At 35.3% G+C, this 26,916-nt stretch carries 39 protein-coding genes; all 39 read right to left on the reverse strand.

Translation table 11 applies throughout. From position 1 onward, the window contains the following. Positions 1-74: 74 nt before the first annotated feature. Positions 75-629 (reverse strand): TetR-like C-terminal domain-containing protein, encoded by a 555-nt coding sequence (locus EDD66_RS01340; RefSeq protein ID WP_123607745.1) that lies wholly within the window; start codon positions 627-629, stop codon positions 75-77. Positions 630-647: 18 nt separating this feature from the next. Continuing rightward, a complete protein-coding gene (locus tag EDD66_RS01345) occupies positions 648-1,010 on the reverse strand; it encodes an MmcQ/YjbR family DNA-binding protein (protein WP_123607746.1) in 363 nt (120 codons plus the stop codon). Between the two features lie 75 nt (positions 1,011-1,085). Next, positions 1,086-1,751 carry a YoaK family protein gene (locus EDD66_RS01350; RefSeq protein WP_123607747.1) on the reverse strand — a complete coding sequence of 222 codons (666 nt, stop codon included), beginning with the start codon at positions 1,749-1,751 and terminating at the stop codon, positions 1,086-1,088. A gap of 245 nt (positions 1,752-1,996) precedes the next feature. Continuing rightward, a complete protein-coding gene (locus EDD66_RS01355; RefSeq protein ID WP_123608052.1) occupies positions 1,997-2,713 on the reverse strand; it encodes an NUDIX hydrolase in 717 nt (238 codons plus the stop codon). Between the two features lie 51 nt (positions 2,714-2,764). After that, positions 2,765-3,667 carry an amino acid--tRNA ligase-related protein gene (locus EDD66_RS01360; RefSeq protein ID WP_170164205.1) on the reverse strand — a complete coding sequence of 301 codons (903 nt, stop codon included), beginning with the start codon at positions 3,665-3,667 and terminating at the stop codon, positions 2,765-2,767. Further along, complete coding sequence (locus tag EDD66_RS01365) at positions 3,618-4,679, reverse strand: radical SAM protein (protein ID WP_123607749.1); 1,062 nt, start codon at positions 4,677-4,679, stop codon at positions 3,618-3,620. The genes EDD66_RS01360 and EDD66_RS01365 overlap by 50 nt, the downstream gene beginning before the upstream one ends. Before the next feature lie 543 nt (positions 4,680-5,222). After that, entirely contained in the window at positions 5,223-5,615 is a 393-nt protein-coding gene (rpsI, locus tag EDD66_RS01370; RefSeq protein ID WP_123607750.1) for a 30S ribosomal protein S9, read from the reverse strand. Between the two features lie 28 nt (positions 5,616-5,643). Continuing rightward, positions 5,644-6,084 (reverse strand): 50S ribosomal protein L13, encoded by a 441-nt coding sequence (gene rplM / locus EDD66_RS01375; RefSeq protein ID WP_123607751.1) that lies wholly within the window; start codon positions 6,082-6,084, stop codon positions 5,644-5,646. A 292-nt stretch (positions 6,085-6,376) separates the two neighbouring features. Beyond that, positions 6,377-7,123: a tRNA pseudouridine(38-40) synthase TruA gene (truA, locus tag EDD66_RS01380; RefSeq protein WP_123607752.1), complete on the reverse strand. Its 747-nt coding sequence runs from the start codon at positions 7,121-7,123 to the stop codon at positions 6,377-6,379. A gap of 8 nt (positions 7,124-7,131) precedes the next feature. Further along, on the reverse strand, positions 7,132-7,932 hold the full coding sequence (locus tag EDD66_RS01385; RefSeq protein WP_123607753.1) for an energy-coupling factor transporter transmembrane component T family protein: 801 nt from the start codon (positions 7,930-7,932) through the stop codon (positions 7,132-7,134). Next, on the reverse strand, positions 7,929-8,786 hold the full coding sequence (locus tag EDD66_RS01390) for an energy-coupling factor transporter ATPase (protein ID WP_123607754.1): 858 nt from the start codon (positions 8,784-8,786) through the stop codon (positions 7,929-7,931). Before EDD66_RS01390 ends, EDD66_RS01385 begins: the two co-directional genes overlap by 4 nt. Positions 8,787-8,903: 117 nt before the next feature. Next, complete coding sequence (locus EDD66_RS01395; RefSeq protein ID WP_123607755.1) at positions 8,904-9,752, reverse strand: energy-coupling factor transporter ATPase; 849 nt, start codon at positions 9,750-9,752, stop codon at positions 8,904-8,906. A 148-nt stretch (positions 9,753-9,900) separates the two neighbouring features. Then, positions 9,901-10,527, reverse strand: coding sequence for an ABC transporter permease (locus EDD66_RS01400; protein WP_123607756.1), 627 nt, complete (start codon positions 10,525-10,527; stop codon positions 9,901-9,903). Positions 10,528-10,543: 16 nt separating this feature from the next. Next, the gene (locus tag EDD66_RS01405) at positions 10,544-11,305 is read right to left on the reverse strand and encodes an ABC transporter ATP-binding protein (RefSeq protein WP_123607757.1); all 762 of its coding nucleotides are present in this window, start codon (positions 11,303-11,305) and stop codon (positions 10,544-10,546) included. A gap of 22 nt (positions 11,306-11,327) precedes the next feature. Further along, positions 11,328-12,230: a glycine betaine ABC transporter substrate-binding protein gene (locus EDD66_RS01410; protein WP_123607758.1), complete on the reverse strand. Its 903-nt coding sequence runs from the start codon at positions 12,228-12,230 to the stop codon at positions 11,328-11,330. Positions 12,231-12,327: 97 nt separating this feature from the next. Continuing rightward, positions 12,328-12,981 carry an ABC transporter permease gene (locus tag EDD66_RS01415; RefSeq protein ID WP_123607759.1) on the reverse strand — a complete coding sequence of 218 codons (654 nt, stop codon included), beginning with the start codon at positions 12,979-12,981 and terminating at the stop codon, positions 12,328-12,330. 141 nt (positions 12,982-13,122) lie between these two features. After that, positions 13,123-14,427 carry an O-acetylhomoserine aminocarboxypropyltransferase/cysteine synthase family protein gene (locus EDD66_RS01420; RefSeq protein ID WP_123607760.1) on the reverse strand — a complete coding sequence of 435 codons (1,305 nt, stop codon included), beginning with the start codon at positions 14,425-14,427 and terminating at the stop codon, positions 13,123-13,125. 5 nt (positions 14,428-14,432) lie between these two features. Then, positions 14,433-15,338: an ATP-binding protein gene (locus EDD66_RS01425; RefSeq protein ID WP_123607761.1), complete on the reverse strand. Its 906-nt coding sequence runs from the start codon at positions 15,336-15,338 to the stop codon at positions 14,433-14,435. Between the two features lie 198 nt (positions 15,339-15,536). Next, a complete protein-coding gene (locus EDD66_RS01430) occupies positions 15,537-16,073 on the reverse strand; it encodes a bL17 family ribosomal protein (protein WP_123607762.1) in 537 nt (178 codons plus the stop codon). Positions 16,074-16,093: 20 nt separating this feature from the next. After that, positions 16,094-17,053 (reverse strand): DNA-directed RNA polymerase subunit alpha, encoded by a 960-nt coding sequence (locus tag EDD66_RS01435; protein WP_123607763.1) that lies wholly within the window; start codon positions 17,051-17,053, stop codon positions 16,094-16,096. 139 nt (positions 17,054-17,192) lie between these two features. Beyond that, positions 17,193-17,789 (reverse strand): 30S ribosomal protein S4, encoded by a 597-nt coding sequence (rpsD, locus tag EDD66_RS01440; RefSeq protein ID WP_123607764.1) that lies wholly within the window; start codon positions 17,787-17,789, stop codon positions 17,193-17,195. A gap of 26 nt (positions 17,790-17,815) precedes the next feature. Further along, positions 17,816-18,211, reverse strand: coding sequence for a 30S ribosomal protein S11 (gene rpsK / locus EDD66_RS01445; protein WP_123607765.1), 396 nt, complete (start codon positions 18,209-18,211; stop codon positions 17,816-17,818). A 29-nt stretch (positions 18,212-18,240) separates the two neighbouring features. After that, positions 18,241-18,609 carry a 30S ribosomal protein S13 gene (gene rpsM, locus EDD66_RS01450; protein ID WP_123607766.1) on the reverse strand — a complete coding sequence of 123 codons (369 nt, stop codon included), beginning with the start codon at positions 18,607-18,609 and terminating at the stop codon, positions 18,241-18,243. 444 nt (positions 18,610-19,053) lie between these two features. Continuing rightward, positions 19,054-19,167, reverse strand: a complete 114-nt coding sequence (gene rpmJ / locus EDD66_RS01455) for a 50S ribosomal protein L36 (protein WP_003497809.1) — start codon at positions 19,165-19,167, stop codon at positions 19,054-19,056. A 225-nt stretch (positions 19,168-19,392) separates the two neighbouring features. Then, positions 19,393-19,611, reverse strand: a complete 219-nt coding sequence (gene infA, locus EDD66_RS01460) for a translation initiation factor IF-1 (RefSeq protein ID WP_123607767.1) — start codon at positions 19,609-19,611, stop codon at positions 19,393-19,395. 24 nt (positions 19,612-19,635) lie between these two features. Beyond that, positions 19,636-19,899 (reverse strand): KOW domain-containing RNA-binding protein, encoded by a 264-nt coding sequence (locus EDD66_RS01465; protein ID WP_123607768.1) that lies wholly within the window; start codon positions 19,897-19,899, stop codon positions 19,636-19,638. A 34-nt stretch (positions 19,900-19,933) separates the two neighbouring features. Further along, positions 19,934-20,683, reverse strand: coding sequence for a type I methionyl aminopeptidase (map, locus tag EDD66_RS01470; protein WP_123607769.1), 750 nt, complete (start codon positions 20,681-20,683; stop codon positions 19,934-19,936). A gap of 3 nt (positions 20,684-20,686) precedes the next feature. Then, on the reverse strand, positions 20,687-21,331 hold the full coding sequence (locus EDD66_RS01475; RefSeq protein WP_123607770.1) for an adenylate kinase: 645 nt from the start codon (positions 21,329-21,331) through the stop codon (positions 20,687-20,689). Positions 21,332-21,479: 148 nt separating this feature from the next. Next, entirely contained in the window at positions 21,480-22,802 is a 1,323-nt protein-coding gene (gene secY / locus EDD66_RS01480; RefSeq protein WP_123607771.1) for a preprotein translocase subunit SecY, read from the reverse strand. Position 22,803: 1 nt separating this feature from the next. Continuing rightward, on the reverse strand, positions 22,804-23,244 hold the full coding sequence (rplO, locus tag EDD66_RS01485; RefSeq protein WP_123607772.1) for a 50S ribosomal protein L15: 441 nt from the start codon (positions 23,242-23,244) through the stop codon (positions 22,804-22,806). 29 nt (positions 23,245-23,273) lie between these two features. Then, positions 23,274-23,456: a 50S ribosomal protein L30 gene (rpmD, locus tag EDD66_RS01490; protein ID WP_123607773.1), complete on the reverse strand. Its 183-nt coding sequence runs from the start codon at positions 23,454-23,456 to the stop codon at positions 23,274-23,276. A 23-nt stretch (positions 23,457-23,479) separates the two neighbouring features. Continuing rightward, positions 23,480-23,989 carry a 30S ribosomal protein S5 gene (gene rpsE, locus EDD66_RS01495; RefSeq protein ID WP_123607774.1) on the reverse strand — a complete coding sequence of 170 codons (510 nt, stop codon included), beginning with the start codon at positions 23,987-23,989 and terminating at the stop codon, positions 23,480-23,482. 16 nt (positions 23,990-24,005) lie between these two features. Further along, positions 24,006-24,374, reverse strand: a complete 369-nt coding sequence (gene rplR, locus EDD66_RS01500; protein WP_123607775.1) for a 50S ribosomal protein L18 — start codon at positions 24,372-24,374, stop codon at positions 24,006-24,008. Between the two features lie 19 nt (positions 24,375-24,393). After that, positions 24,394-24,936, reverse strand: coding sequence for a 50S ribosomal protein L6 (rplF, locus tag EDD66_RS01505; protein WP_123607776.1), 543 nt, complete (start codon positions 24,934-24,936; stop codon positions 24,394-24,396). Positions 24,937-24,976: 40 nt separating this feature from the next. Next, positions 24,977-25,378 (reverse strand): 30S ribosomal protein S8, encoded by a 402-nt coding sequence (gene rpsH, locus EDD66_RS01510; protein WP_123607777.1) that lies wholly within the window; start codon positions 25,376-25,378, stop codon positions 24,977-24,979. Between the two features lie 23 nt (positions 25,379-25,401). Next, entirely contained in the window at positions 25,402-25,587 is a 186-nt protein-coding gene (locus EDD66_RS01515) for a type Z 30S ribosomal protein S14 (protein WP_058352135.1), read from the reverse strand. A gap of 14 nt (positions 25,588-25,601) precedes the next feature. After that, the gene (gene rplE, locus EDD66_RS01520) at positions 25,602-26,141 is read right to left on the reverse strand and encodes a 50S ribosomal protein L5 (RefSeq protein WP_123607778.1); all 540 of its coding nucleotides are present in this window, start codon (positions 26,139-26,141) and stop codon (positions 25,602-25,604) included. A gap of 24 nt (positions 26,142-26,165) precedes the next feature. Then, positions 26,166-26,483 (reverse strand): 50S ribosomal protein L24, encoded by a 318-nt coding sequence (rplX, locus tag EDD66_RS01525; protein ID WP_123607779.1) that lies wholly within the window; start codon positions 26,481-26,483, stop codon positions 26,166-26,168. 13 nt (positions 26,484-26,496) lie between these two features. Further along, positions 26,497-26,865: a 50S ribosomal protein L14 gene (gene rplN, locus EDD66_RS01530; RefSeq protein ID WP_123607780.1), complete on the reverse strand. Its 369-nt coding sequence runs from the start codon at positions 26,863-26,865 to the stop codon at positions 26,497-26,499. Positions 26,866-26,916 lie beyond the last annotated feature (51 nt).

Consider the following 26,916-nt stretch of genomic DNA (forward strand, 5'->3'; position numbering starts at 1 on the left):
AATACCGTGTTGAAAGTTCCAACACGGCAGATGAAATGTATAAAATTCATACATTGGCATTCCTTTGTATAAGATCAACGTTTATATTTTTCAAGTGCTTTTTTAAAATCACCGCATATCAGAGTATATATCTGGTCAATTATCTTTTGTGGATCTTCTTTCATTCCCGTACTGATCCAATCCAGTACAATACCTACAAAAGCAAATTTATAGAAATGAGCTATAAATTGTTTGTTCTCCACACTTACATCCATTCCTTTTGATTGTTCTTCAACAACATTGATCAATAAGCTATAGGTAACTTCATATAGAAATCGTTCCAGATACTCACGGCTTAAAGAACGATATGTATTCATTACCAAATGTTTATTATCGTGCATATATACAAATACCTGGTTAAAGCCTTGCTGCCATGTGTCATATGTCTTATTTCCATCTATGGCTTTCTCTGCTTCGGTCGTATAGATCCACTCGATCAAAGCATATATATCTTGAAAATGATAATAGAATGTCTGACGATTTACCTCACAGTCACAAACAATATCTTTTACGGTTATTTTATCAAGGGTCGTGGTAGCCAGCAGTTTTTTTAAAGAAGCTGCTAATGCTCTCTTAGTCGTTTGGGACATTTAAAGACCTCCTTATCATTAACATTCCTCTATTTCTTTTTGGAGCTTCTTACTAAGACCGCCAAATACTAATCTATATGATTTTTCCGCCACCTCTTTCATAAGGTCATCCGGTACATTTCCTTCCAGGTTAATTGAATTCCAATGTACTTTGTTCATATAGTATCCAGGAGTAATATCTTCATATTGATTTCTTAAGAAATCACCGTCTAATGGATCTAATTTTACTGTAATAATATAATCCTTCCCTGTCTGATCTTTACAGATAGCCGCGTACATCTTATTTCCTACCATGTATCTTGTCCACTGCCATTCTTCCTTAAAATCTTTGGTAGCACCTTTCATAGATAATAAATATTCATCTAACCATGGATAATTCATACTAATGGCCTCCTTATACCTTAATTCCATTCTAAATGGAATATACTTATATTGTTGCTGCTATTAATGGCAGAATTATTGTATATCGCCTTTCATGAACATCATTAGAAATCCCGAAAACATTAAAATACTGCTGACTATAATTGCCTTTTCCTGCCACAAAGATACACAGGCATTTCCAATAACAGCACCTATAACAAAGATTCCTATCATTCCATAAAAAAAAGTTCCTTTTTTGGCTGCGGCTTTCTCTTTCATATGCCAGTAATCACATAACGACTGCGTTGCCGTTCGTAAGTTGCCAATACACATTGTTGTGGCAATTCTATTTCCATTGATTTTCCGGAAACTCTCCACCTGAATTCCACACACCAATGATGTGAGACTGTTAGCAAATAAATTTAGCGTCTGAGGCATAAAACTAATTAGAAATAAGATAATAGCTTCTACTAAAATTGTTACCTGGCGCCAATGTATTTTTGCCTTCGTCTGGAATCGATGTCTCACTATATCAGCTAATGCAATCCCTGATGTAAAAGCTAAAACAGGAACCACATATCGAATTGCCATTTGATAATTTCCCTCTGACAGATTTACTCCAAATAATAGAATGTTACCAGTTTGTGCATTGGCGAATACCTGCCCCCTGCATACATAGGAATAGGCATCCATAAAGCCTCCTGATAAGGCTAAAATAACTCCAAGTCCCATTGATTCAGAAATTTGTTTTGATTCTTTCATAATACTTAAGCTGCTTCCATTTCATTTTGTCTAACTATTAAATCTGATTTTTGTTATTCTGAACATTATTCTACCACATGCTCCCAGTAAATAAAAGGAGAATATAGGGAGATGGTAAACTGTTAACGTTCCATATTCTTACTTAGCTGTCGTATTATCCAGAACAAGATAACAGGATTATTGTCCCGATGAATACTCCCTCAAGCACTAATTCAATAATACGCTACATATAATACTAAATCCTCTTATTTTCTGATAAATATTCTTGATGGCCTGTGTCCTGCATTGCTTGTCATTTTTCCTGTATCCACAATCTTATCAGCAATAGTTCTTCGAAATGCAGGTGCAAGTAATTTCTCACCAAGTATAATTTCATATACTTCCTGCAATTGACTAATTGTAAATTCCGTTGGCATCATATTAAATACTATATCGGTATAATTAATCTTACCTCTTATCCGCTTTATTGCTTCTTCAATGATTAAATTATGATCAAACGCTAATGTAATTTTTTTTGCTTCTTCTATGTCAAACCACTCGGCTCCATTAATCCTGGCTTTACCTGCATCAATAAGTGAGATATAAGCGCAACTGATAATTCTCATTCGAGGATCACGATTAATTCCGCCAAATGTATATAACTGCTCACTATATATCTCTTTCAGACCAGTCTTACTTTCTAATGTTCTTTCCAGTGTATCTTCCAGTGTTTCCTCCGGTGAAACAAACCCACCCGGTAAAGTATACCAGTTTTTATATGGATACTCATCACGCTTAATAAGAAGTATCTTTAACGACTGACTATCGAGTTTTCTATAATTGTCACTAGCATTTTTTATAACACCAAACACTACTGCATCTACCGTTACTGCTATAGGTGCATATTCACCAGGATTGTAGTTATCCAAAAACTGCTGTTCCTCTTTACTTCTTGCCTCATACTTTTTATTTGTTATATTCATTGCATTTCCCTCTTTCACTATCATTTTATTATCTTTTTTCTATGTTAAATCTTATCTCCAATCTGGAAATGCTACTGTTTCTCTGATATTCTTTGTATTAGTAAGCGCCATAACAAATCTTTGTAATCCTATCGCAAATCCTCCTATTGGCTTGCCATCATAATCTGCCAATTCATTGAGGTATGTTCTGTATTTTTCCGTATCAACCGCAAATATATCCATCATCTTTTCCTGCATACGAACATCAGTAATTCGCATATCTCCACCACCAATCTCAATCCCATTCATCACAAGATCGAATGATTCTGTTGTAATATTCATCAAATCTTTCTCCTTGCTAAACTCATCAGGTTTGGCAAAAATGTGATGGTTTGGCATCAAAATATTATCAGCTGTTCGTTCCCCATTAGTAAGTGGCATATGCTTAATAATCACTATTGATGTCTCATCATCCCGCTCTCTTATATCTGGTTTCATCCCAACACCAAACTTACTTCTGCACCAAATTCCATCAATGATATGAAACTTTACCTCTACATTCAGCTCTTTACAAACATTTTCAAGTAATGTCTTAGCTGTATCTATAAGGTTATCCAGATTTTCAACATGCATCTCTGTATCAATTTGTATAAACTCGCATATTCTTGTATCCTTGTTATTCTCATGTGCAATAGGCCTGAAGCAATGGGCAAACTGATAATATCTATCACAGCCTGCAAACATCAGAAGCATCTTATATATCTGTGGTGAGTCCACCAGACTAAGGCTTTCACCATCTACCATCACATTGAATGTTGGATTGTACAGCTCACCATTCTTAAATGTAAGCACTGGTGTATCAAACTCCACAAACCCATTTCTTTCAAAGAAATGTCTCGCCGCCGCCTTGATTTGATTCGTTAATTCAAGACACCTTATTACTTCTTCCTTCTGTAAATGTTGTGTTACTTTCATTATCCAGCACCTCCTGCAGACCATTTCTTAAAAAGAACTCTTCACCTGTGTGATCAACTCTTGTGATATCATTGATGATATCTATATATTTATCAATGATATCATGTACATTTGGGCCGGCAATCAATGATCCAAGTTCTGGTTTATTAGATGGGCAAGTGCTAATCCATCCACTTGCTGAATGTTTCAAACTATAGATTCCTTCCTGACAGTATTCGTTACATTTCTCGCACATAGCATTTCTGTGAGTGCAAGAAATGCTGTCTTTCATGTTAACAACCACACCATTCCATACACAGTTGTAAGAATCACATCCAACTCGAAGTCTATGATTAACAGTAATCCCCTTTTCTTTCATATCATTTCTTAACAGCTCAAGATTTACGAATTCTTCTTTCCAAAACTCTCGTTTTCCCGCCGAAAAATACAAATCCAAAACACTTATGTATATATTAGTTTTGTACATTTCCTTAAGATGTTTTGCAAAATCCACAAGCTTTGGAAGCTCGTCAACATTCTGTTTCATATATACAAAATTAAAACCTATTGTTTTAATACCAGCTTTACAGCATTCCTCAATAACATCCAACGTCTTTGCTGCTTGAGAATTTTTCGTAATCTTTACTCGCAAGTCATTATCTACTGCATCAATTGAAATCTTTAATACATCAATATATCCCTTAATAAGTTCCATATTGGCTAAAAGCCTGGACCCATTCGTTGTAATTTCCATTGTCTTAAACAATGGCCGGCAGCCCATTATAATTTTATCAATATCTTTTGCCAGTAATGGCTCTCCACCCGTGAATGAGATTGTTTCAAATCCATGGGTTGCAAGCAACCTCATGTTGTTTACATATTCATCTCCACTAAGCAATGGAGCATTAATGCACTTTGGTGTGTGATTTTCCATTCCAAGATCTGTCGCACAATACTGACATGCGAAATCGCACAGGTCGCTAACAGATGCTCTAAGAAATGTTCCCTTTTTCTCCCTTGATAATTGTTTCATACACTTTTCCCCTTCTTTTCTGTTCTCCGCACTATATTGGGATTGTAGCACCACATCAATACGTTTTTGTAAATAATATTTACCACCTGATATCTTATATACTTTTTGTTATTATCACCGAGTTAATATCATAATATACTTATTAACATATGTTGTCAATTCTTTTTAAGAAAATCATAAGTACTATGCAAAAACCCCGTTCCGCTATCCAACTTCTCCTGTCAAACAACGCCCGGGGCTTACTATTTTTATTCATTTATTTTTACGAATATAAAAGGCTCCATGAGAGTAAACTCTCTGGAGCAGGTACATCTACGTATTATCAGCAAGAATCTGAGATAACCTCCATTCCGCTTCGCTCATGTCGGTCATCTCAGATTCTTCAATACATTGCAGTTATCTGCGAACACAAAAATGAATCTCGATTCCGCTTCGCTTCATCTCGATCATTCTTGCGTTCCTATGAACAAAAGCCCATATAAAAAAGCCCATGAATGCAAGCATTCTGGGCTTTGTATATGCGATTTGTTCGCAGATAACTGCTTATCTCTTTGAAAACTGTGGTGCTCTACGAGCAGCTTTGAGACCGTATTTCTTTCTTTCTTTCATTCTTGGATCTCTTGTTAAGAAACCTGCTTTTTTAAGTGCTGGACGGTAATCACCATCTGCCTGTAATAAAGCTCTTGAAATACCATGTCTGATTGCACCAGCTTGACCAGTGAATCCACCACCATGTACGTTAACAAGTACATCAAATTTATCAACTGTTTCAGTTAATGCAAGTGGTTGACGAACGATTAATTTAAGTGTTTCAAGACCGAAATAGTTGTCCATGTCTCTTTTATTTATAGTAATTTTACCTGTACCAGGTACTAAATATACTCTAGCGATACTGCTTTTTCTTCTACCAGTTCCGTAATATTTTGCTTTTGCCAATGTTATTTCCTCCTTTCAGCTCTTACAATTAATATCTTGATTTAATTTCTAATACTTCTGGTTTTTGAGATGCTTGTTCATGCTCAGGACCAGCGTATACGTGTAATTTGGTAATCATTGATCTTCCTAAAGGTCCTTTTGGAAGCATACCTTTTACTGCAAGAGTAATAACATCTGTTGGCTTTTTAGCCATTAATTCTGCAAGTGTTGTTTCTCTCATACCACCTACATAATCAGAGTGATTGTAGTAAATTTTTTGTTCCATTTTTTTACCAGTTACTTTGATTTTATCAGCATTAACTACGATTACATAGTCACCTGTATCAATATGTGGTGTATAAGTTGGTTTATTTTTACCTCTTAATATACTTGCGATCTCTGATGATAGACGACCAAGTGTATGTCCTGTAGCGTCAACTACATACCATTTTCTTTCAATTGTTGATGGACTAGCCATAAAACTTTTCATTGGTTTACCTCCTTAGATAATTCATAATATTGATTTTTCTCAATCAATTCACACATAGGTGTTATTCTAAATGTATATTATAAAATACCTTTACCGGGGCTTTGGCTACAGTATTTTTACACATGTCACAGTTAGATATTATATTACATTCCAGCGGGCGTGTCAAGAGTTTTCCTCAATATTTCGTCCTAATTATCAGAATTTTACATATATTATTATCGGAAATTTTTATATAATTATTCTTCCTTTGATAAAAAAGCACGACGATTAAGTTTCTTATATTAATATCTTCTTATTTCATATCTTCATAATCAATCTTAACGAGAGTAAGCCCTTTCCCAGGAACCTTAGGCCCTGCTGCCTTTCTGTCTCGTTCTTCCATAATCTCCTTCACATGTTCAGCCGGATATACTCCCAGTCCTACCTTTATTAAGGTGCCTACAATGATGCGTACCATATTATATAGAAAACCATTCCCTGTAATACGGATTGTTATAGTTTCATCCGATTTTGAAATAGTTAAAGAGTAAACTGTACGGATGGTATCTTCCACCTGTGTCCTGCTGGAACAGAAGCTTTTAAAATCATGCTCTCCTACAATATACCTGGCTGCTTCTTCCATGGCCGATATATTAAGTGGGATATACACAAAATGGCTGTACAAACGTTGTAATGGTATCTGAAATTTTCGATTTAAAATTTTATATTCATATGTTTTTATGCTATTACAATATCTGGGATGAAACTCAAGTGGAACTTCACAGGAATTCTGGATCGTAATATCTTCAGGTAATCTTTGATTTAATGCATAGGAAATCTTTTCTGCCGGTATCTGAGTATTAGTATCAAAGACAGCAACATTTCCAAGTGCATGGACACCCGAATCTGTACGGCTTGCACCAATCACTTTGATTTCTTCCCCTAATAATTCACTTAATTTCTTGTTCAATACTTCTTCGATTGTAATTCCATTGGGTTGAATCTGCCATCCGCAGTAATTTGTCCCATCATATCCCACAACTAATTTTACTCGTTTCATAAAAACCTCTATAATAATATGTTTAATCCGATTAAGACTCCTAAATATACTGCCATAACACCAAAGGATAGATAATCTCTCTTATAATATCTTAATGGATTCATTTTCGTTCTGCCATGTCCCCCTTGATAGCATCTGGCTTCCATAGCCATTGCAAGATCGTTGGCTCTACGGAATGCTGATACAAACAAAGGAACTAATAAAGGAATCATACTTTTTGCTCTTTTTACCAGACCACCGGTCTCAAAATCTGCACCTCTGGCTGTTTGTGCTTTCATGATCTTATCTGTTTCTTCAAGTAAAATTGGTATGAAACGGAGTGCTATGGACATCATCATGGCTATTTCATGCACAGGCACTTTGATCTTATTAAGAGGTCCCATTACACTTTCTAATCCATCTGTCAGATTGTTCGGTGTGGTTGTAAATGTCATCAGGGAAGAGCCCAAAATAAGATAAGTAAGACGTATTCCCATGAAAATAGCAATTCGAATTCCTTCCCACGTTATCTTTAAAAACCCAAAACTCCAGAGTACCGTACCCGGTGTCATAAATAAATTAAAGACCAGTGTGAACAGAAAAATCATCATGACTGATTTCAGCCCTTTAACGATAAATTTAAATGGGACTTTCGATATCTTAATGATACCAAATAAATATATACTTGCTACAACATATCCCCAGAAATGATTAAATAGAAAAAGAGAAATAATAAATAACAATGTTCCTATTAATTTCACTCTTGGATCTAATCGGTGTATCACAGAATCTGCGGGATAATATTGTCCTATTGTAATATCTCTAATCATAGTATTTCACCTTTTGCCCACCTTAAAATTTCTTCTTTTGCCTCTTTTATGGTTGTAGGAGAGGTACTCACTCTTATTCCCTGGTCTCTAAGTCTATTCATGACATAAGTAACCTGGGGAGCTGCCAGCCCGATATTCTCTAGTTCCTTATAATGAGCAAAAACATTCTTTGGTGTATTATCAAAAATCAATTCTCCTTTATTCATTACAAGGATGCGGTCTACATATTTAGCTACGTCTTCCATACTATGTGATACCAGGATTACTGTAATTTTCTGCTCTTTATGAAGTAACGCGATTCTATCCAGAATTTCGTCCCTTCCTTTTGGATCAAGTCCGGCAGTTGGCTCATCTAAGATCAGCACTTCCGGTTTCATAGCAAGAACACCTGCAATTGCTACTCTTCTTTTTTGTCCTCCGGATAATTCAAATGGAGATGCATCTATGAGATCTTCTCCTATTCCCACCTGTTTTAATGCTTCATAAGCTCTAAGGTCAATCTCAAGATCTGGTAGTCCAAGATTTCTTGGCCCAAAGCTCACATCCTTAATAACAGATGTTTCAAATAGCTGGTGTTCTGGATATTGAAACACAAGACCTACTTTACTCCTAAGGGTACGCATATTAAAATCTTTTGCATATATATCTTCCCCATTATAGTAAATAGCTCCACTGGTTGCCTTCATTAATCCATTCAAATGTTGAATTAAAGTAGATTTGCCCGAACCAGTATGCCCGATAAGTCCAATAAACTCTCCATCATTGATTTTTAAATTAATGTCTTTTAGAGCATGCTTTTCATAGACAGTAGACTCACTGTATTTATAATTTACTTTATCTAATATAATTGACATTTTATTCACCAACTTGTTTAATTTGTTCTATATAATTTCACTCTTGAATCGATATACCAGTAATTTTCTATTTTTATCTATATTGTTAATTCTTTATTCCATATATACAATCATTCTTTATAGTCTGGATAATTCATCTACCAATTCATCCACGGTAAGAATTCCGTCTGGAATCGGAATCCCGCTTTTCTTAAGTTCGTAAGCTAATTCCGTTACTTGGGGAACATCTAACCTGTATTTTTTCAATTCCTCAACCTTGGAAAATACCTCTCTTGGTGTTCCTTCCATTACGATTTGTCCCTGATCCATAACGATTACTTTGTCTGCTCCAATTACCTCATCCATATAGTGGGTAATTAAAAGAATTGTTACATTTTCTCTTTTATTCAGCTCTGTAATTGTATGGATTACATCTTTTCTTCCATTTGGATCTAACATTGCTGTTGGCTCATCAAGAACGATACATTCCGGCTTCATTGCCATGATCCCTGCAATTGCAACTCTTTGCTTTTGTCCACCTGATAGTTTATTAGGTGAATGTTTGCGATATTCCAACATTCCAACTGCCCGTAAACTTTCTTCAACACGTTCCCATATTTCTTTGGTTGGTATTCCGATATTCTCCGGTCCAAATCCAACATCTTCTTCTACTACAGTTGCAATAATCTGATTATCAGGATTTTGAAATACCATACCTGCTGCCTGCCTAATATCCCATAATTTATCAAGATCTTTTGTATCGTAGCCTTTTACCCACAGCGAACCAGAAGTAGGGGCCAGTATTGCATTGATAGCCTTGGCTAAAGTTGACTTTCCAGACCCATTATGTCCAAGAATTGCTACAAAGTCACCTTTTGCAATATCAAAATCAATCCCTTTAATCGCCTGATTAATGGAATCTACATCGCCTTCTTCATTTCTTCTTATATATTCATAGGTCAATTCACTAGCTTTTATAATATCCATTCTAATCTTGCCTTCCAAATTATTCATTATCACAGTTCAGCCATAAGCTCGATTTCACTGTAATCTAATATACTTTAACATTGTAAGGTAATTTATCCATAAATGCAACGAATTTTTCCATTAAAAATCCGAAACATATCTTTATGAATCAGATGTTTCGGATTACAGTCAATCTTTTTTCGATTATGTTGAGCAGTGCATTTACCATGATAGCTAACCCAGATGATAATAAAGCGCCCCATAATATTTTGGCAGTATTTAATGTTCTAAGACCATCTAACAGGACGCTCCCGATTCCGCCTGCATTAATAGATGCTGCAATTGTAGCAATACCAATTGTAGAAACCACGGAAAGATGAATTCCCGAAAAAATAGCTTTCAGTGCAAGGGGCAATCGGACCTGAAATAAGATCTGACTTTTGCTCATACCCATCCCGGTTGCTGCCTCAATAATGGAAGCCTCCACATTATTTAATCCGTCTATCGCATTTCTTAATATTAAATATTGATTATAAAGAACCAGAACTATGATTGCAGTATCTTTACCCAGTCCTGTGATCGGTACTAATATTGAAAATAATGCCAAGCTGGGTATGGAATAAATCATTGCAAACAAATTCATCATTACTTTAGTAAGTAGTTGAGAGTACATCATTATATAAGTAAGAATTCCTGCCAGAATGATAGAAATCACTAATGTAACAAATACAATCTCAATATGTTCCAGGAAAGCCTTAAATAATTTATCGTGATATCTCAATAAATAATCTATCATATTTGTCCTCCACACTTTAATCCCCTATGAATCTTTCCTGCCCCTTTACTGAATCAATCAATGATCTCACAAAATCATTTGCCGGATTTTCTACAATATTATCTGGCGTATCAAATTGTTGTATGTTTCCCTGATCCATTATAAGTACTCTTGTGCCAAGTTTAAACGCTTCATTAATATCATGCGTCACAAAAAGAAAAGTTTTTTTAGAGGCTGCATGAATTTTTAACAGTTCATCTTGAAGATTAATCCGATTGATTGCATCTATTGCTCCAAATGGTTCATCAAGGAGCATTACATCGGGATTTACAGCCAAAGCTCTTGCAAGACCGATACGCTGCTGTTGCCCTCCCGATAGCTGAGCCGGATATCTATTTCTGAATTCCCCTGGTTCTAAGCCTACAAGCTCAAGCAGTTCATCTATTCTTGCATTTATTTTTTCTTTTGACCATTTAAGAATCTTAGGGACTGTTGCAATATTATCTGCTACTGTCATATGTGGAAAAAGCCCGATCTGCTGAATCACATATCCTATCTTCCTTCGAAACTTCACTGGATCTGAACTGCTAATATCTTCTCCAAAGAATTCTATCCTTCCTTCGTCAGGCTCATACAAACGATTAATCATCTTAAGCAATGTTGTTTTTCCACATCCTGAAGAACCGAGAATCGTAATGAGTTCCCCATGCTCAATTGAAAGATTTACATGGTCAACTGCATTATATCCTGCTCCTTTAAAATGTTTACTGACATTTTTGAATCCAATTGCTGTACTCATTATGATCCCCTCCTTCTATATTCTATTTTATCGTATCATAAAATTCTTTTGCAACTTCTTCATATTCTCTCTTATCCACATCAACAGCCGCATTTAATTCCGTTACTTTGGCAGTATCCAGACTTGCACTTATTTTATTCAAGATCTCTCCAATATCCGGATTCTCATCCAATACAGACTTTTGAACAACCGGTGCTAAATTATATGGCGGCCAAACCTGCTTATCATCTTCTAACAATGTAAATTCTTCTTTTACTAATTGACCTTCGGTTGTATAAGCTGGTGCAACATCTGCCTCATCGTTAGACAGTACTTCGTATTTCAATCCATTTGCATATACTTTTGAGGATTTAAAATCAAATGGTCCGTACACTTTCTCAAGTCCGGGAATGCCATCTTCTCTTTCATCAAATTCACCCTGGGATGCAAATCTTATTTTACCTGCATTTGCCTGAAGATCAGATATTGTCTTAATTCCAAGCTTATTGGCTACGTCAGTACGAATCACTAAACCCTGACCGTCATTTGCGGCGGAATAGTCAAGCCACACTAAATTGAATTGTTTCTCATACTCTGTTTTCACTGTATTATAAACTTCCTGGGGATCAGTGATTAAATCCAATTGCAATATAGATAACAGACCTGTCCCTGTATATTCAGGATATAGATCGATTTCTTCATTTATTAAAGATGTATGTATCACAGAACTTGCTATATTAGGTATCCTCTCCACATTGTATCCGGCTTCTTCAAGTGCCAGTGCATAAATTTCTCCTACTACAAGATTCTCAGTAAAATCTTTTGATCCCACCTTAATGGTAGATTTATCTCCATTTGAACTTTTACTATTTCCACAGGCTGCCACACCTGCTGCCAGTGCTGTAATTAATAAAGTTCCCAAAACTTTTTTCAGATTATTTCTCATATTTCATATCCTCCTTTTCTAAATCATTCTTTATAACATATTTTTAGTTGATGAGTTCCAGCTGTGGTTATCCCACTTCTAAAGCGGGGGATAACTTTTATTTTGTATCACCATTAGCATATTTATATTTAAGTATATATTTCTCTAACCAGGACATAGTCACATTTGCCAGCATTGATAGGATTGCCACAGTGATCCCTCCAATAAATAAAAGATCTGCCCTATTAAGCCCCAGACCGGTAAATATTATATTTCCTACTCCACCGCCACCGATATAAGCAGCTAATGTAGCACTTGCAATTATCTCAACCATGGCAGTTTTAATTCCGGTTAACATATAGGGCACTGCCAGTGGCACCTTTACTTTCCAAAAACTCTGAAAATCTGACATCCCCATTGCCATTGAAGTCTCTATCATAAATTCAGGAATGGAATAGAAAGCAAGGGCTGTATTTAAAAGTATTGGTGGGATTCCAAGTACTACTAAGGCAATAATAGCAGGCTTTGCTCCTGTTCCCACAAACGGAATAAGAAATATCAAAACAGCTAAGCTTGGAATAATCCTCAGCGTATTAAATGTAGTTGTGACCCATTTATACAAAGTCTGATTTTGGGTTGCCAGTATTCCAAGAGGTATCCCAATGATAGCTGCCAATAATAAGGATAGTAAACTTATTATCAAATGTTCTCCTATTGCTTGCAGATAGGTATCCATATTTTGTTCTAAATATTTCAAAATACTTTGTGCCATTATTTCACCTTCTTTTAAAAAACCACCTGTTTATACCAATGAAATCCATGGTAAAAATCACCTTTTATAAGCATATCATAATTGTCACAATAAATCCAATAAAAATCTAATACCTTCCTCTACCCGGCATTCCATAAAATTTTAATACATAATTTTATCAAGTGCCTGTTTTAAATCTGCAATTAAATCCTCTACATCTTCGATTCCAACAGATAGTCTTAGTGTGTCATCATATACACCAGCTTTTTCTCTTTCCTCTCTATTCTGCCCAAAATGAGTCGACGTTGCAGAATGTACAATGAGGGATTTTGCATCCCCTACATTTACCATGTAATCAAACAGCTTTACTTCTTCAAGTACTTTTTTAGCTGCCACAAGGCCGCCTTTTAATCGTATGGACAGAATCGCACCAGGTCCCTTTGGAAAATACTTAAGAGCCAGTTCATGATATTTACTACTTTCAAGTCCAGGATAAGAAACAGAAAGAACTTCGGGGTGGCTTTCGAGAAACTCTGCAACTGCCTTGGCGTTGGCGGTATGCTGTCTCATTCTCAAAGATAATGTTTCCATTCCCTGCAACACATTAAAAGCACTGTTAGGACTTAAATGGGAACCAAAATCTGTTAAATACCTGATACGAAGTCTCTTTGTGAACATCGTTTCATCCAGAGTATCCTTTCCAATCGTATCTTTGTATTCCTCATAGAATTTCTCGAACTGAGGAAATTTACCATTCAGCCAGTTGAATCCTCCCTTTTCTACAACAATTCCAACAATCGTAGTTCCATGTCCGGCAAGATATTTTGTAGCTGAATAACAAACAATATCAGCTCCAAAATCAAATGGTCTTAACAGATATGGAGTGGCAAAGGTATTATCTATAATGAGGGGTATTCCATGTTCATGTGCTAAATTAGCAACTGCCTCAATATCAATTATATTCATTCCCGGATTCCCCAGACTCTCAATATAAATCGCCTTCGTCTTTTGGTTAATAACCTTTTTATAAGATTCTATATCATTTTCATCTTCTACAAACCTTCCAATGATACCATAGTCCGGCAAAATACTCCTTAATAAAGTTGTACTCCCTCCATATAAAGTACTAACGGCTACTATCTCATCTCCGGCAACTGCAATATTTAAGAAGGTGTTAGAAATAGCTGCCATACCAGAACCTAGCGCAATGGCTTCTGCTCCTCCCTCCAAAGAAGCTATCCTTTTCTCTAAGACTGTATTGGTAGGATTAGAGAATCTTACATAGGAATGGCCCTCCTCAGAATAATTAAATAGTCTGGTACATCTATCAAAATCACCAAGTTCAAAAGCGGCTGTCTGATAAATAGGTACTGCTTTCGATTTATAATGTTCTGCCGGATTGTATCCAGCATGCAGCTGCCTTGTTGTAAATCCTAACTGATTATTATTATAAGCTTCATAACTCACACTAACTACCTTCCTTTCAACTGGAGTGATTTTGTAGGACATCCTGTAGCACAGATACCACAACCAATACATTTTGAAATATCTGCTGCAATTTTTCCATCTTCTTTCGTAAATACATCAAAATGGCATCTACGTATGCAAGCTCCACAACTAATACATGTTTCGCTTATCAATTCAATGATCTGCTTCGTCTTAGGCCAAAATCCACTGCTATTTCTTCTTTCCTGGCTCCGGAATAAATAACAGCAGTCCCCGCAGCAATTACATATCCCATTCGGATTTACCGTATGCATAAGACCCTTCTTATCTGCCTTTGTTACAATTTCCTTTGCCTTTTCTTTATCAATTTTTTCAGATAACCCTCTATGGGCGAAGGAATTTATCCCACTTTTGTATGTGATACATGTTTTCGTTGGTTTCCCACATTCTCCCCTAAGACTTCTGCAATCACAATAATTCAGATATACTGGCCTTTCATCCTTATCAATAAATGCGAGGACTTTATCCAGTGGAAGGATTTCATCACTCGTCGGCCTTATATCAGTATCCGAATTCAAACCATTATAATAAGCTTCAAAATACCAATTATCCATGGCAATCTGATCTTCCTTTGATATACTTCCATAAGCTTCTTGTTCTGAAATTGAAAAGATATCCAGTCTGCTATAGAAATCCGCTATTTTATATGTATCTTTTATTCCATCCACAAGAGAAATAATCCCTCTTCGGTAGCTGTTTTTTACAAATTCATCAATATCTGTATCTATAATTTCTTCTATATCCTTCTTCGTAAATAAGTCTTTTTCTATCCTATCTATAAAACTAATTTCTTCCCTGGTAAATATTTTGTCAATAGAAGAATACGCAACCTCAGGTATTTTGAACTTATGAATAAAGTTATCCAGACTCACTCTAAAGCCCCCTTTCTATATTCATTTTATATATTATATTATTCTTAGCGATTTAGTATGATTTATATTAAATTTCTATCATTATATACATAACCATATATAATGTCAACAAGTTTTTACCAATAAGCCAATTCCCTGTATAATAAAAAAAGGCTGTTATACCACCATATTACTGGTGATATAACAGCCTAAATTATTTTAAACTAATTCGATAAGTACTTCCATAGCTGCATCGCCTTTACGTTGACCAATCTTAACGATTCTAGTGTAACCACCTTTACGATCTACGTATTTTGGAGCAATTTCATCAAATAATTTATCAACTACATCTATAGTTTTTGTATTTTTCTTTCTTCCAGCTTGTTCTTTTGGAACTTCTGTTATAGTATAAAGAGTTTTGTTCATTTGTCTTCTTGCATGAAGACGTGAAGGCATATCTTTTTTGATTTCCTTTTGAACCTCATCATAAACAGTCACTTTCTTACCATCTACAACTTCTTTCACTCTTTTACCATCTTTATCTTTTTTTGCTACTTTAGCAGTAACAGTAACAGTTTCAAAATTATCTTTTTCTTTTACAGCTAATGCAATCATACTCTCTGCAATTCTACGGATTTCTTTTGCTTTAGATTCAGTAGTAACCATTTTACCATTGTATAATAAATTAGTTACTTGGTTTCTAAGCAAAGCCTTTCTCTGGCTTGCAGTTCTTCCAAGTTTTCTATAACCTGCCATTTTATTGCCTCCTATTACTATTAATCATCACTTTGGTTTAGAGATAAACCAAGTTCTTTAAGCTTAGCAAGGACCTCTTCAAGTGATTTACGGCCAAGATTTCTAACCTTCATCATATCTTCAGAAGTTCTATTGGTTAATTCTTCAACAGTATTAATTCCTGCTCTCTTTAAACAATTATAAGAACGAACAGATAGTTCTAATTCATCAATATTCATTTCGAGAACTTTTTCTTTTTGATTATCTTCTTTTTCTACCATGACTTCAGCAGTCTTAGCATTTTCAGATAAATCAATAAAGGATTTAAGATGTTCACTTAATACTTTAGCTGCTAAACTAACAGCTTCGTCTGGAACTAAAGTTCCATTGGTAAATACATCTAAAGTAAGTTTATCATAATCTGTTATTTGGCCAACACGAGTATTTTGAACAGTTAAATTCACGCGTTCAACAGGTGTGAAGATGGAATCCACCGGAATTACTCCAATTGGTAAATCATCATTCTTATTCTTGTCAGCACTAATATATCCTCTGCCTTTAGTGATTGTTAATTCCATATATAATCTACTATTAGCACCACCACTAAGTGTGGCTATAACTTGTTCCTTATTTAAAATTTCGATATCTGGATCTGCCTGGATATCAGCTGCTGTTACTACTCCTTCACCTTCAAACTCGATATAAGCAGTCTTTGGCTCATTTGTATCGCTAGTATTCTTGATCGCTAAGCTCTTGATGTTCATAATAATTTCAGTAACGTCTTCTTTAACGCCTGGTATAGCGCTAAATTCATGAACAACGCCGTCAATCTTAACATGACTTACTGCAGCACCTGGTAATGATGATAGCATAATTCTTCTTAAAGAATTACCCAAGGTTGTACCGTATCCTCTTTCAAGGGGTTCTACTACAAAACGTCCATATTTTTTATCTTCAGAAATCTCCGCAATCTCTATTTTTGGTTTTTCAAAATCAAACACTATAGGACCCTCCTTTTGGGTTATCATTTATTGAGGGTAATCAAAATAATTCTTCCTTATTAATATATATACTATGTTTAAAATTCTTGTTAATAAGGTCAGATAAAATTCACTAATGTGAATTTTATCTTAAGCATTATTATTTAGAATACAACTCGACGATAAGCATCTCATTCACTGGGACATCAATTTGGTCTCTTGAAGGAATTTCTTTAACTGTACCTGATAACGCTTCTTGATTAGATTCAAGCCATGCTGGAACTAATCTGGAACCTGTAACTTCTAAAATATCTTTATATCTCTGAGCAGATTTATGCTTTTCAGCAATTTCAATTACATCACCAGCACTTACTTGATAAGATGGAATATTAACGCGTTTTCCATTTACTAATACATGCTTGTGATCAACGATTTGTCTTGCTTCTTTTCTTGTTCTAGCCCAACCTAATCTATAGATAACATTATCAAGTCTAAGCTCAAGAATGATTAAAAGGTTTTCACCAGCTGTACCATTCTTCATCTTTTGTGCTCTTGCAAAATTGTTTCTAAAAGGTTTTTCTAAAACACCATATATAAATTTAGCTTTTTGTTTTTCCCTTAATTGTAGTCCGTATTCACTTTGTTTTTTACCAGCTCTTGCTGATGTTCTATTAGACTTTTTATCGATACCCATAAATATAGGATCAAGACCAAGTGATCTACATCTCTTCAAAACAGGACTCATATCTCTAGCCATTCTATTACCTCCTAATTTCTTTGAAATTATACTCTTCTACGTTTTGGTGGTCTACATCCATTATGTGGTACTGGTGTTACGTCTCTGATACTTGTAACTTCAATTCCGCAAGCTTGAAGCGCACGGATTGCTGCTTCTCTTCCTGAACCTGGACCTTTAACCATAACATCTACTGATTTTAAACCATGAATTAACGCTGCTTTTGCTGCAGTTTCTGCTGCCATTTGAGCTGCATATGGAGTTGATTTTCTAGAACCTCTAAATCCTAATCCACCAGCACTTGCCCATGAAAGCGCATTACCTTCTGCATCTGTAAGCGTAACAATTGTATTGTTAAAAGATGACTGAATATGTGCTTGTCCACGATCAACGTTTTTCTTCACACGTTTCTTAGTCACTTTTTTTGCTATATTCTTAGCCATGAAACAAACCCTCCTAATTGGATTTTTTATTACTTCTTCTTATTCGCTACTGTTCTCTTTGGACCTTTTCTTGTTCTTGCATTTGTCTTAGTTTTTTGTCCACGAACTGGAAGACCTTTTCTATGACGGATACCTCTATAACATCCGATTTCTTGTAATCTCTTAATGTTAAGAGCGATTTCTCTACGTAAATCACCTTCTACAACTTGTGATTCATCAATAACATCACGTATTCTACCTACTTCATCGTCAGTTAAATCTCTTACACGAGTGTCTGGATTAACATTTGCCTTTTCTAGAATACGGTTTGCGCTTACTCTACCAATACCATAAATATAAGTAAGGCCTATTTCTACACGTTTTTCTCTTGGTAAATCTACACCACTGATACGAGCCATGTGCGTATTACACCTCCGTTGGTTTTCTTAAAGTTAAGATATATCTAGTATCCGTACTTTCTAATTATATGAAGTTTCCATCTGCTTCATAGGCATAAAAACAGTACGGTGAAATGTATACTTTCAACACCCTACTTTGTTATATGTTTCTTTTATTTTAAAATAATTTTGCAATGAACAACTCTTCCGAGTGTCTCATTGCTCAGCCGCTTTAAATCATGACGAATATTAGAATACTCTAATACCGCTAGCACTCCCAATATTATGGTAACCATAATATTGCCATGAATCAGGTGATAATGACACCCAAATGCTAAGATAACTTAAATTTATCCAGATAGTTTCATCACAATCCTTAGAGTAAAAATAAGTTACCCACAATATCACAATCGCTAATTTTAGCAGATTGCAACACAGAAAGCAAGACCTAATCTATATTAATAATCAGCCTTGTCTTTGTTTGTGTTTCGGATTTTCACAGATTACTCTGATGCTTCCTTTTCTTTTAATGATTTTGCATTTTTCGCAAATAGGTTTTACTGATGATCTAACCTTCACAGAGATCTCTCCTTTCAACAAAGTTCGCTCCAATTATATCACTTCTAGAAATGATTAGCAAGCAAAACTTTTATTTTTTTTAATACAGTTCAGCCATGGAGAAAGTAATGTGCAAATTGCACGTGGGTGCTTGCACACTAAGGGCTATTTGTGCGTTACTTTCTATATGGCGCTCTGCCAAAGCGAGATGTAACGCAGTGAAATCGAGCTTATGGCTGAACTGTATTACTTATCACGCCAGATAATTCTACCCTTTGTTAAATCATATGGAGATAATTCCAATGTTACTTTGTCACCTGGTAAAATCTTAATAAAATTCATTCTTAATTTACCACTGATATGAGCTAATACTCTATGCCCATTTTCTAATTCAACCTGAAACATTGCATTAGGTAACTTTTCAACTACAATACCTTCTATCTCGACAACATCTGCTTTTGACATATCTTTTTCCTCCTAAACTTATGCCTATGCTAAGTACAGCTTAATGGCTCTCTTAATATCTTCATCCCTTACCGCTATGTTACTATTTTTTTTCATAATTAAAGTTTCATCGACTGCATTTATTATCTGAACATGCTTTCTTTTTTTCTTTTTTGGTTTATCCAGTGTTCTAACTTTTCCATCCACTAAATATACATATTCCGAATCGGCTTTTATTATTACAAATAGTTTGCATTTGTCATGACCAGCTTTTGATGTGACAAATCTTCCAAATTCAAATTCTGTCATCTTGCACCTACTTTTCTTTTGCTTACGTTCTATATTATAAAGATAGTATCTCCGGACCATCTTTGGTAATTAGTATCGTATTTTCATAATGTGCAGATAATGAACCATCCTCAGTTACTACTGTCCAATCGTCATCCAGCCACTCTACATCATAACGACCTGCATTCACCATTGGTTCTATGGCAAATGTCATTCCGGCTTGAAGTTTTAGTCCTCGTCTTTTCTGTCTAAAATTAGGTATTTCTGGTTCCTCATGCAAATGGGTTCCAATTCCGTGTCCTACTAAATCTCTCACTACGGAGAAACCAGCAGCCTCTACATACTCTTGTATTGCAGTGGATATATCATTTAGATGATAACCCTCTTTTGCAAATTTTATGCCAGCAAAAAAACTTTCTTCCGTAATTTTAATAAGCCTCTTGGCCTCATTGCTGACTTCACCAATTGCAAGAGTTCTAGCAGCATCCGATTGATATCCCATATAGATTACTCCAGTGTCCAGACTTACGATATCACCCTCGCGAATCATTCTATCTTTTGAAGGTATCCCATGAACAACTTCATCATTCACAGAGACACAGACAGATCCTGGATATCCATTATAATTTAAAAAAGACGGAATACATTTAAACCCACGAATAAGTTCTTCCCCTTTTTTATCTATCTCTAATGTAGTCATTCCAGGTTTCACAAACTTCGCAAGTTCTTCGTGTACCTTAGCAAGAATTTTTCCTGCTTCACGCATTAATTCGATTTCTCTATTGGACTTAATTGTTACTGCCATACCTTACTCACCTAGGATCTTAATAATATCATTAAATACAACTGCCATATCAGCAGTTCCATCAACCTCTGCTAAAATACCTCTTTGGGTATAGTAATCAATTAAAGGTTTTGTTTGTTCATGATATATATCCAAACGTTTTTTAACTGTTTCCGGTTTATCATCTTCTCTTAGAACTAATTCACTGCCACAATTGTCACAAATTCCTTCTACTTTTGTAGGTATATGCTCAAGATGATAAGTAGCACCACAGGATAGACATGCTCTTCTTCCAGACATACGCTTAATAATATTCTCATCTGGAACTTCTACATTAATTGCGTAATCCACTTTTTCACCGATTGCTGCAAGTGCTTTGTCCAGAGCCTCAGCCTGTGGAATGGTCCTTGGAAATCCATCCAACACATATCCTTTATTGCAATCCTCTTGTTTAAAACGATCTACTACTAAATCTACCACTAATTCATCCGGAACTAAAAGTCCCTGATCCATATAGGTCTTAGCTTTATTACCCAGATCAGTACCATTTTTAATATTTGCTCTAAAAATATCTCCCGTTGAAATATGAGGAACATCATACTTTTTTGCGATTCTCTTTGCCTGAGTTCCTTTTCCAGCTCCAGGAGCACCTAACATAATTATCTTCATTGTGCATCCTCCTATATAGTTAATTGTTTCCAATTGTTTGATTATTTAAACTTTGGACTGTTTCTATCAGATAATATCAATAGAAACATTTTTGTAGCAAAAGCTGTAGTCCTCTAAACAAAAGTTTACAAGCTACAGCTTAAGCATGTTAATCGTTAAGGAAACCTTTATAGTGGCGTACTAACATCTGTGACTCGATTTGTTTCATAGTTTCTAATACAACACCTACGATAATGATCAGTGATGTACCACTAAAGGAAACATTTGCGCCAAAAGCGCCTGAGAAAAAGATTGGTACTACAGCAACTATTGTAAGGCCTGCTGCTCCGATAAAAATTATGTTATTTAGTACCTTTGTCAGGTAATCTGTAGTTGGTCTGCCTGGACGAATACCAGGAATAAAACCACCTTGCTTCTTCATATTATTTGCTACTTCAATTGGATTAAAAGTAACAGAAGTATAAAAATATGCGAAAAAGATAATAAGTACGATATAGAATACAAGTCCTAATGTATATTTAAATTCACTAAAACTTGAAAAATCACACCATTCTCCCTGGTTTAAGACTTTTAATATCTTTGAACCTATTCCATCTCCTTCACCTGTACCAATGAAGTTAGCAATAACAATTGGAAATTGCATAATAGAGGATGCAAAGATTACCGGGATAACACCTGCTGTATTAACCTTTAATGGTATACTGGAAGATTGTCCACCAACCATTTTTCTTCCTTGCACTTTCTTAGCATATTGTACTGGTATTTTTCTTTGTCCATTTTGAATTATAATAATGAATAAAACCATACCTACAATAACTGCAATAATTACGATAGCAGCAATTACTGCTTTCAATATCGTGGTATTTCCTATAAATTGATTGTAAAGTCCTAACATATCTTGTGGTATTCTTGAAACAATATTAATTAAAAGGATGATTGAGATACCATTACCTACACCCTTTTCAGTAATATTTTCACCCAGCCACATAAGAAATGCAGAACCAGCTGTCAATGTAGTTACAGTAACTGCAACACTGAAAAATGTAATGCCTTCAGTTAATAATCCCTGATTACCAAATCCGATTGCCATTGCTAAACCTTCGATAACTGCTAGTGCAACCGTTACGTAACGTGTGTATTCAGCAATCTTCTTTCTTCCATCTTCACCATCTTTTTGGATTTCTTCTAACTTAGGTATAGCAATTGTTAAAAGCTGCATAATGATGGATGATGTGATGTAAGGTGTAATACCTAATGCGAAGATTGACATGGTGGTAAAAGAACCACCAGTCAATGCATCAAAAAAGCCTAATGAAGACTGTGTTGCAAAAAATTGCGCAAAGTACTCAGTATTTACACCTGGAATAGGAAGTTGTGAACCGATTCTTACTACGATTAGTGCCATAAAAGTATATAAAAGTTTTGTTCTAATATCTTTAATTTTTAAAGCATTTCGAAGCGTTTTAAGCATTCTAGATCACCTCAGCATTTCCACCAAGAGCTTTGATTTTTTCTATTGCACCTGCACTAAATGCATCTACTTTAACATCAAGCTTCTTAGTAAGTTCTCCATTTCCAAGAATTTTAACTCCATCTTTAGGGTTTTTAACAATACCGATTTCGATTAAAGATTCTACTGTAACAACTGCACCGTCTTCAAAACGGTTTAGCATGTCAACATTAATACCTATAATTTCTTTTGTATTTCTATTGTTAAAACCTCTTTTTGGTATTCTTCTGTATAAAGGCATCTGACCACCTTCGAAGCCTGGTCTTGGAGCACCTGAACGTGCTTTTTGACCTTTATGACCTTTACCTGCTGTTTTACCATTTCCTGAACCGTGTCCACGACCTCTTCTAAAGTTGTCGCTTTGCTTTGATCCATCAGCTGGTCTTAATTCTGATAAATTCATTCTGTGCACCTCCTTACTTTAAGTATTTATTATATTTCTTCCACTTTAACTAAATGTCTTACTTGGTTAATCATACCTCTAACAGCAGCATTGTCTGGCATTTCAACAGTTTTGTTTACTTTACGAAGACCCATAGCTTCTACAGTTTTTTTGTGTTTAGGTATTGATCCAATTGTAGATTTCACTAAAGTGATTTTTAATCTATTTGCCATTTTTTTAACCTCCTCAAGGTAAATTAACCTAGTAGCTCTTCTAGTGATATACCACGAAGTGCAGCTACTTCTTCTGGGGTCTTTAATTGATTTAATCCTTCAATTGTAGCAAGTACTACGTTTTGTTTATTATTTGATCCTAATGATTTTGTACGGATATTTTTATAACCAGCAAGTTCTAATACGTTACGAGCTGGACCACCAGCGATAACACCAGTACCTTCTGGGGAACGTTTTAATAATACAGAAGCTCCACCAAATTTACCGATAAAATCATGTGGTACACTACCATTTTCATCTATAGGTAAGGTAATTAATTTTTTAATAGCGTCTTCTTTTCCTTTACGAATTGCTTCTGGAATTTCAGATGCTTTACCTAAACCTGCACCAACGTGTCCGTTTCTATCACCAACAACAACTAAAGCAGTAAATCTGAAGTTACGTCCACCTTTAACTACTTTAGTAACACGTTTAATTGATACTACTTTATCTTCTAATTCTAATTGACTAGCATCAACGATTGTACGTTTCATGTGTTTTCCTCCCTGTTTAGAATTGTAGGCCAGCTTCTCTTGCTGCGTCCGCTAGTGCCTTAATTTTTCCTTGATATATGAATCCGCCTCTATCGAAGACTACTTCAGTAATACCTTTTTCTAATGCTTTTTTTGCAATCACGGTACCTAATTTTGTTGCTGCATCCACATTATTTGTTTTTTCTAATTCAGCCTTCACATCTTTTTGAAGAGTTGATGCTGAAACTAAAGTATTACCAACTGTATCATCAATAATTTGAGCGTACATATGATTATTACTTCTAAACACAGCTAAACGTGGTCTTGCTGGAGTACCTGCGAAACGATTACGTAATTTTCTATGTTTGTTTACACGAACTTTAGTTCTTGACTCTCTACTAACCATTGTATTATCACTCCTTTAATTATTTCTTACCAGTCTTACCAACTTTACGTCTAATAACTTCATCAGCATATTTGATACCTTTACCTTTATAAGGTTCTGGAGTTCTCTTTTCTCTGATGTTAGCAGCATATTGGCCAACTTTTTCTTTATCGATACCTTTAACTATAATCTTGTTCTGTCCTTCTAATACAGATTCAATACCTTCAGGATCTTCCATAACAACTGGATGAGAATATCCTAAAGATAATGTTAAAGTTTTTCCTTGTTTTGCAGCCTTGTAACCAACACCGTTGACTTCAAGTACTTTTTCATAACCAGCTGTTACACCAGTTACCATGTTTGCGATTAAAGTTCTTGTAAGACCATGTAAAGATTTCATTTTCTTTAATTCACTTGGTCTGGTTACGATAACCTCAGAACCTTCAATCTTTATATTCATTTCCGCTGGCAATACTCTTTCAAGTGTTCCCTTTGGACCTTTTACAGTCACTTTATTATTTTCTGCGATATCAACAGTTACGCCTGCTGGTATAGCGATAGGCATTCTTCCTATACGTGACATGCCGGCACCTCCTAATTTTATTGTGCGTTAGTAGTTTTAATTACCAGATAAATGCAAGAACTTCTCCACCAACGTTAAGCTTTCTAGCTTCTTTATCAGTGATTACACCTTTGTTAGTTGAAATAATTGCAGTTCCAAGTCCACCAAGTACTTTAGGTAAATTTTCTTTGTTTGCATATACACGAAGTCCTGGTTTAGAAATTCTCTTAAGACCTGTGATAATTTTTACATTTTTATCTTTACCATATTTTAGTGTAATATGGATTGTTTTAAATCCGTCGATTTCTTCTATATCATATTTTTTAATGTATCCTTCCTTCACAAGAATGTCTGCAATTGCAGTCTTCATCTTAGAAGCAGGAACATCTACAGTGTCATGTTTAGCAGTATTTGCATTACGAATTCTTGTAAGCATATCTGCGATTGGATCGCTCATTGTCATTTAATTTGCCTCCTTCCTTGTTTCTACCAGCTTGCTTTTTTAACACCTGGAATTTGTCCTTTATATGCTAATTCACGGAAGCAGATTCTGCAGATTCCGTATTTTCTTAAATAAGCATGTGGACGACCACAGATTCTACAACGATTGTATTCTCTTGTAGAGAATTTTGCAGGACGTTGTTGTTTCACTTTCATTGAAGTTTTAGCCATGGAATTCCCTCCTACTATTTTCTAAATGGCATACCGAATAATGTCAATAATTCACGAGCTTCTTCATCAGTCTTAGCTGTTGTAACAAATATTACGTCCATACCTCTAACTTTATCAACCTTATCATATTCGATTTCAGGGAAGATTAATTGTTCTTTAATTCCAAGAGCATAATTTCCTCTACCATCAAATGCATTAGGGTTAACACCTCTAAAGTCACGTACACGAGGTAATGCTAAGTTGATAAGACGATCAGCAAATTCATACATTTTCTCGCCTCTAAGTGTTACTTTGCATCCGATTGCCATACCTTCTCTTAATTTGAAGTTAGCAACTGATTTTTTTGCTTTTGTTAATACAACTTTCTGACCACTGATAATTTCAAGATCTTTCACTGCTGTATCTAATACTTTTGCGTTGTCTTTTGCTTCACCAACGCCCATGTTTATAACTATTTTATCAAGTTTAGGAATTTGCATTACATTGCTGTAACCAAATTTCTTTTGCATTCCACTAACTACTTCGTTTAAATACATTTCTTTTAATCTAGTCAACTTATGAGACCTCCTCTCTTAGAATTAGTCGATTACTTCGCCAGTTGATTTAGCGACACGTACTTTTTTTGTTCCTTTTTTGCCTTCTACTGTTGTAAATCCGACTCTAGTAGGTTTGCCTTTATACACATACATAACATTTGAAATATCAAGTGCTGCTTCCTGGTGAATGATTCCGCCCTTTGGATTGGCTTGGCTTGCTTTCGTATGTTTTGTAATAGTATTAACGCCTTCTACTAAAACCTTATTATCATTTACAGAAAGAACTTTTCCTTCTTTGCCTTTATCTTTACCAGTGATTACTTTAACTGTATCACCTTTTTTAATTTTACTTGTTGCCACAGTCGACACCTCCTTATAATACTTCTGGTGCTAATGAAACGATTTTCATGAATTGTTTTTCTCTTAATTCTCTTGCTACTGGTCCAAAGATACGAGTTCCTTTTGGATTCTTATCATCTTTAATGATAACTGCAGCATTTTCGTCAAACTTTATATAAGAACCATCTTTACGACGAGCTCCCTTTACAGTACGTACAACTACGGCTTTAACAACGTCACCTTTTTTAACAACACCACCTGGTGTTGCATCTTTAACAGAAGCAACGATGATATCACCAATATTAGCATATCTTCTAGTTGATCCGCCTAACACTCTGATACATAATAATTCTTTTGCACCAGTATTATCGGCAACTTTAAGTCTTGTTTCTTGTTGTATCATGCTTAAACTCCTTCCATCGCGAACACTTAGTGAGCGTCTTTTCGAGGTTGC

The sequence above is a fragment of the Mobilisporobacter senegalensis genome, from assembly GCF_003752155.1.
In the GTDB taxonomy this organism is placed as follows: Bacteria; Bacillota; Clostridia; order Lachnospirales; family Lachnospiraceae; genus Mobilisporobacter; species Mobilisporobacter senegalensis.

Excerpts from the sequence above, each read along its gene's own strand:
- EDD66_RS01340 (WP_123607745.1), bottom strand. The coding sequence starts at position 629 with ATGTCCCAAACGACTAAGAGAGCATTAGCAGCTTCTTTAAAAAAACTG.
- EDD66_RS01345 (WP_123607746.1), bottom strand. The coding sequence starts at position 1,010 with ATGAATTATCCATGGTTAGATGAATATTTATTATCTATGAAAGGTGCT.
- EDD66_RS01350 (WP_123607747.1), bottom strand. The coding sequence starts at position 1,751 with ATGAAAGAATCAAAACAAATTTCTGAATCAATGGGACTTGGAGTTATT.
- EDD66_RS01355 (WP_123608052.1), bottom strand. The coding sequence starts at position 2,713 with ATGAATATAACAAATAAAAAGTATGAGGCAAGAAGTAAAGAGGAACAG.
- EDD66_RS01360 (WP_170164205.1), bottom strand. The coding sequence starts at position 3,667 with ATGAAAGTAACACAACATTTACAGAAGGAAGAAGTAATAAGGTGTCTT.
- EDD66_RS01365 (WP_123607749.1), bottom strand. The coding sequence starts at position 4,679 with ATGAAACAATTATCAAGGGAGAAAAAGGGAACATTTCTTAGAGCATCT.
- rplM (WP_123607751.1), bottom strand. The coding sequence starts at position 6,084 with ATGAAAAGTTTTATGGCTAGTCCATCAACAATTGAAAGAAAATGGTAT.
- truA (WP_123607752.1), bottom strand. The coding sequence starts at position 7,123 with ATGAAACGAGTAAAATTAGTTGTGGGATATGATGGGACAAATTACTGC.
- EDD66_RS01385 (WP_123607753.1), bottom strand. The coding sequence starts at position 7,932 with ATGATTAGAGATATTACAATAGGACAATATTATCCCGCAGATTCTGTG.
- EDD66_RS01390 (WP_123607754.1), bottom strand. The coding sequence starts at position 8,786 with ATGTCAATTATATTAGATAAAGTAAATTATAAATACAGTGAGTCTACT.
- EDD66_RS01395 (WP_123607755.1), bottom strand. The coding sequence starts at position 9,752 with ATGGATATTATAAAAGCTAGTGAATTGACCTATGAATATATAAGAAGA.
- EDD66_RS01400 (WP_123607756.1), bottom strand. The coding sequence starts at position 10,527 with ATGATAGATTATTTATTGAGATATCACGATAAATTATTTAAGGCTTTC.
- EDD66_RS01405 (WP_123607757.1), bottom strand. The coding sequence starts at position 11,305 with ATGAGTACAGCAATTGGATTCAAAAATGTCAGTAAACATTTTAAAGGA.
- EDD66_RS01410 (WP_123607758.1), bottom strand. The coding sequence starts at position 12,230 with ATGAGAAATAATCTGAAAAAAGTTTTGGGAACTTTATTAATTACAGCA.
- EDD66_RS01415 (WP_123607759.1), bottom strand. The coding sequence starts at position 12,981 with ATGGCACAAAGTATTTTGAAATATTTAGAACAAAATATGGATACCTAT.
- EDD66_RS01430 (WP_123607762.1), bottom strand. The coding sequence starts at position 16,073 with ATGGCAGGTTATAGAAAACTTGGAAGAACTGCAAGCCAGAGAAAGGCT.
- rpsD (WP_123607764.1), bottom strand. The coding sequence starts at position 17,789 with ATGGCTAGAGATATGAGTCCTGTTTTGAAGAGATGTAGATCACTTGGT.
- rpsK (WP_123607765.1), bottom strand. The coding sequence starts at position 18,211 with ATGGCTAAGAATATAGCAAAAAAAGTGACTAAGAAACGTGTGAAGAAA.
- rpsM (WP_123607766.1), bottom strand. The coding sequence starts at position 18,609 with ATGGCTCGTATCAGTGGTGTAGATTTACCAAGAGAAAAACGTGTAGAA.
- infA (WP_123607767.1), bottom strand. The coding sequence starts at position 19,611 with ATGTCAAAAGCAGATGTTGTCGAGATAGAAGGTATTGTAGTTGAAAAG.
- EDD66_RS01465 (WP_123607768.1), bottom strand. The coding sequence starts at position 19,899 with ATGACAGAATTTGAATTTGGAAGATTTGTCACATCAAAAGCTGGTCAT.
- map (WP_123607769.1), bottom strand. The coding sequence starts at position 20,683 with ATGGCAGTAACAATTAAGTCCAATAGAGAAATCGAATTAATGCGTGAA.
- EDD66_RS01475 (WP_123607770.1), bottom strand. The coding sequence starts at position 21,331 with ATGAAGATAATTATGTTAGGTGCTCCTGGAGCTGGAAAAGGAACTCAG.
- secY (WP_123607771.1), bottom strand. The coding sequence starts at position 22,802 with ATGCTTAAAACGCTTCGAAATGCTTTAAAAATTAAAGATATTAGAACA.
- rplO (WP_123607772.1), bottom strand. The coding sequence starts at position 23,244 with ATGAATTTATCAGAATTAAGACCAGCTGATGGATCAAAGCAAAGCGAC.
- rpmD (WP_123607773.1), bottom strand. The coding sequence starts at position 23,456 with ATGGCAAATAGATTAAAAATCACTTTAGTGAAATCTACAATTGGATCA.
- rpsE (WP_123607774.1), bottom strand. The coding sequence starts at position 23,989 with ATGAAACGTACAATCGTTGATGCTAGTCAATTAGAATTAGAAGATAAA.
- rplR (WP_123607775.1), bottom strand. The coding sequence starts at position 24,374 with ATGGTTAGTAGAGAGTCAAGAACTAAAGTTCGTGTAAACAAACATAGA.
- rplF (WP_123607776.1), bottom strand. The coding sequence starts at position 24,936 with ATGTCACGTATAGGAAGAATGCCTATCGCTATACCAGCAGGCGTAACT.
- rpsH (WP_123607777.1), bottom strand. The coding sequence starts at position 25,378 with ATGACAATGAGCGATCCAATCGCAGATATGCTTACAAGAATTCGTAAT.
- EDD66_RS01515 (WP_058352135.1), bottom strand. The coding sequence starts at position 25,587 with ATGGCTAAAACTTCAATGAAAGTGAAACAACAACGTCCTGCAAAATTC.
- rplN (WP_123607780.1), bottom strand. The coding sequence starts at position 26,865 with ATGATACAACAAGAAACAAGACTTAAAGTTGCCGATAATACTGGTGCA.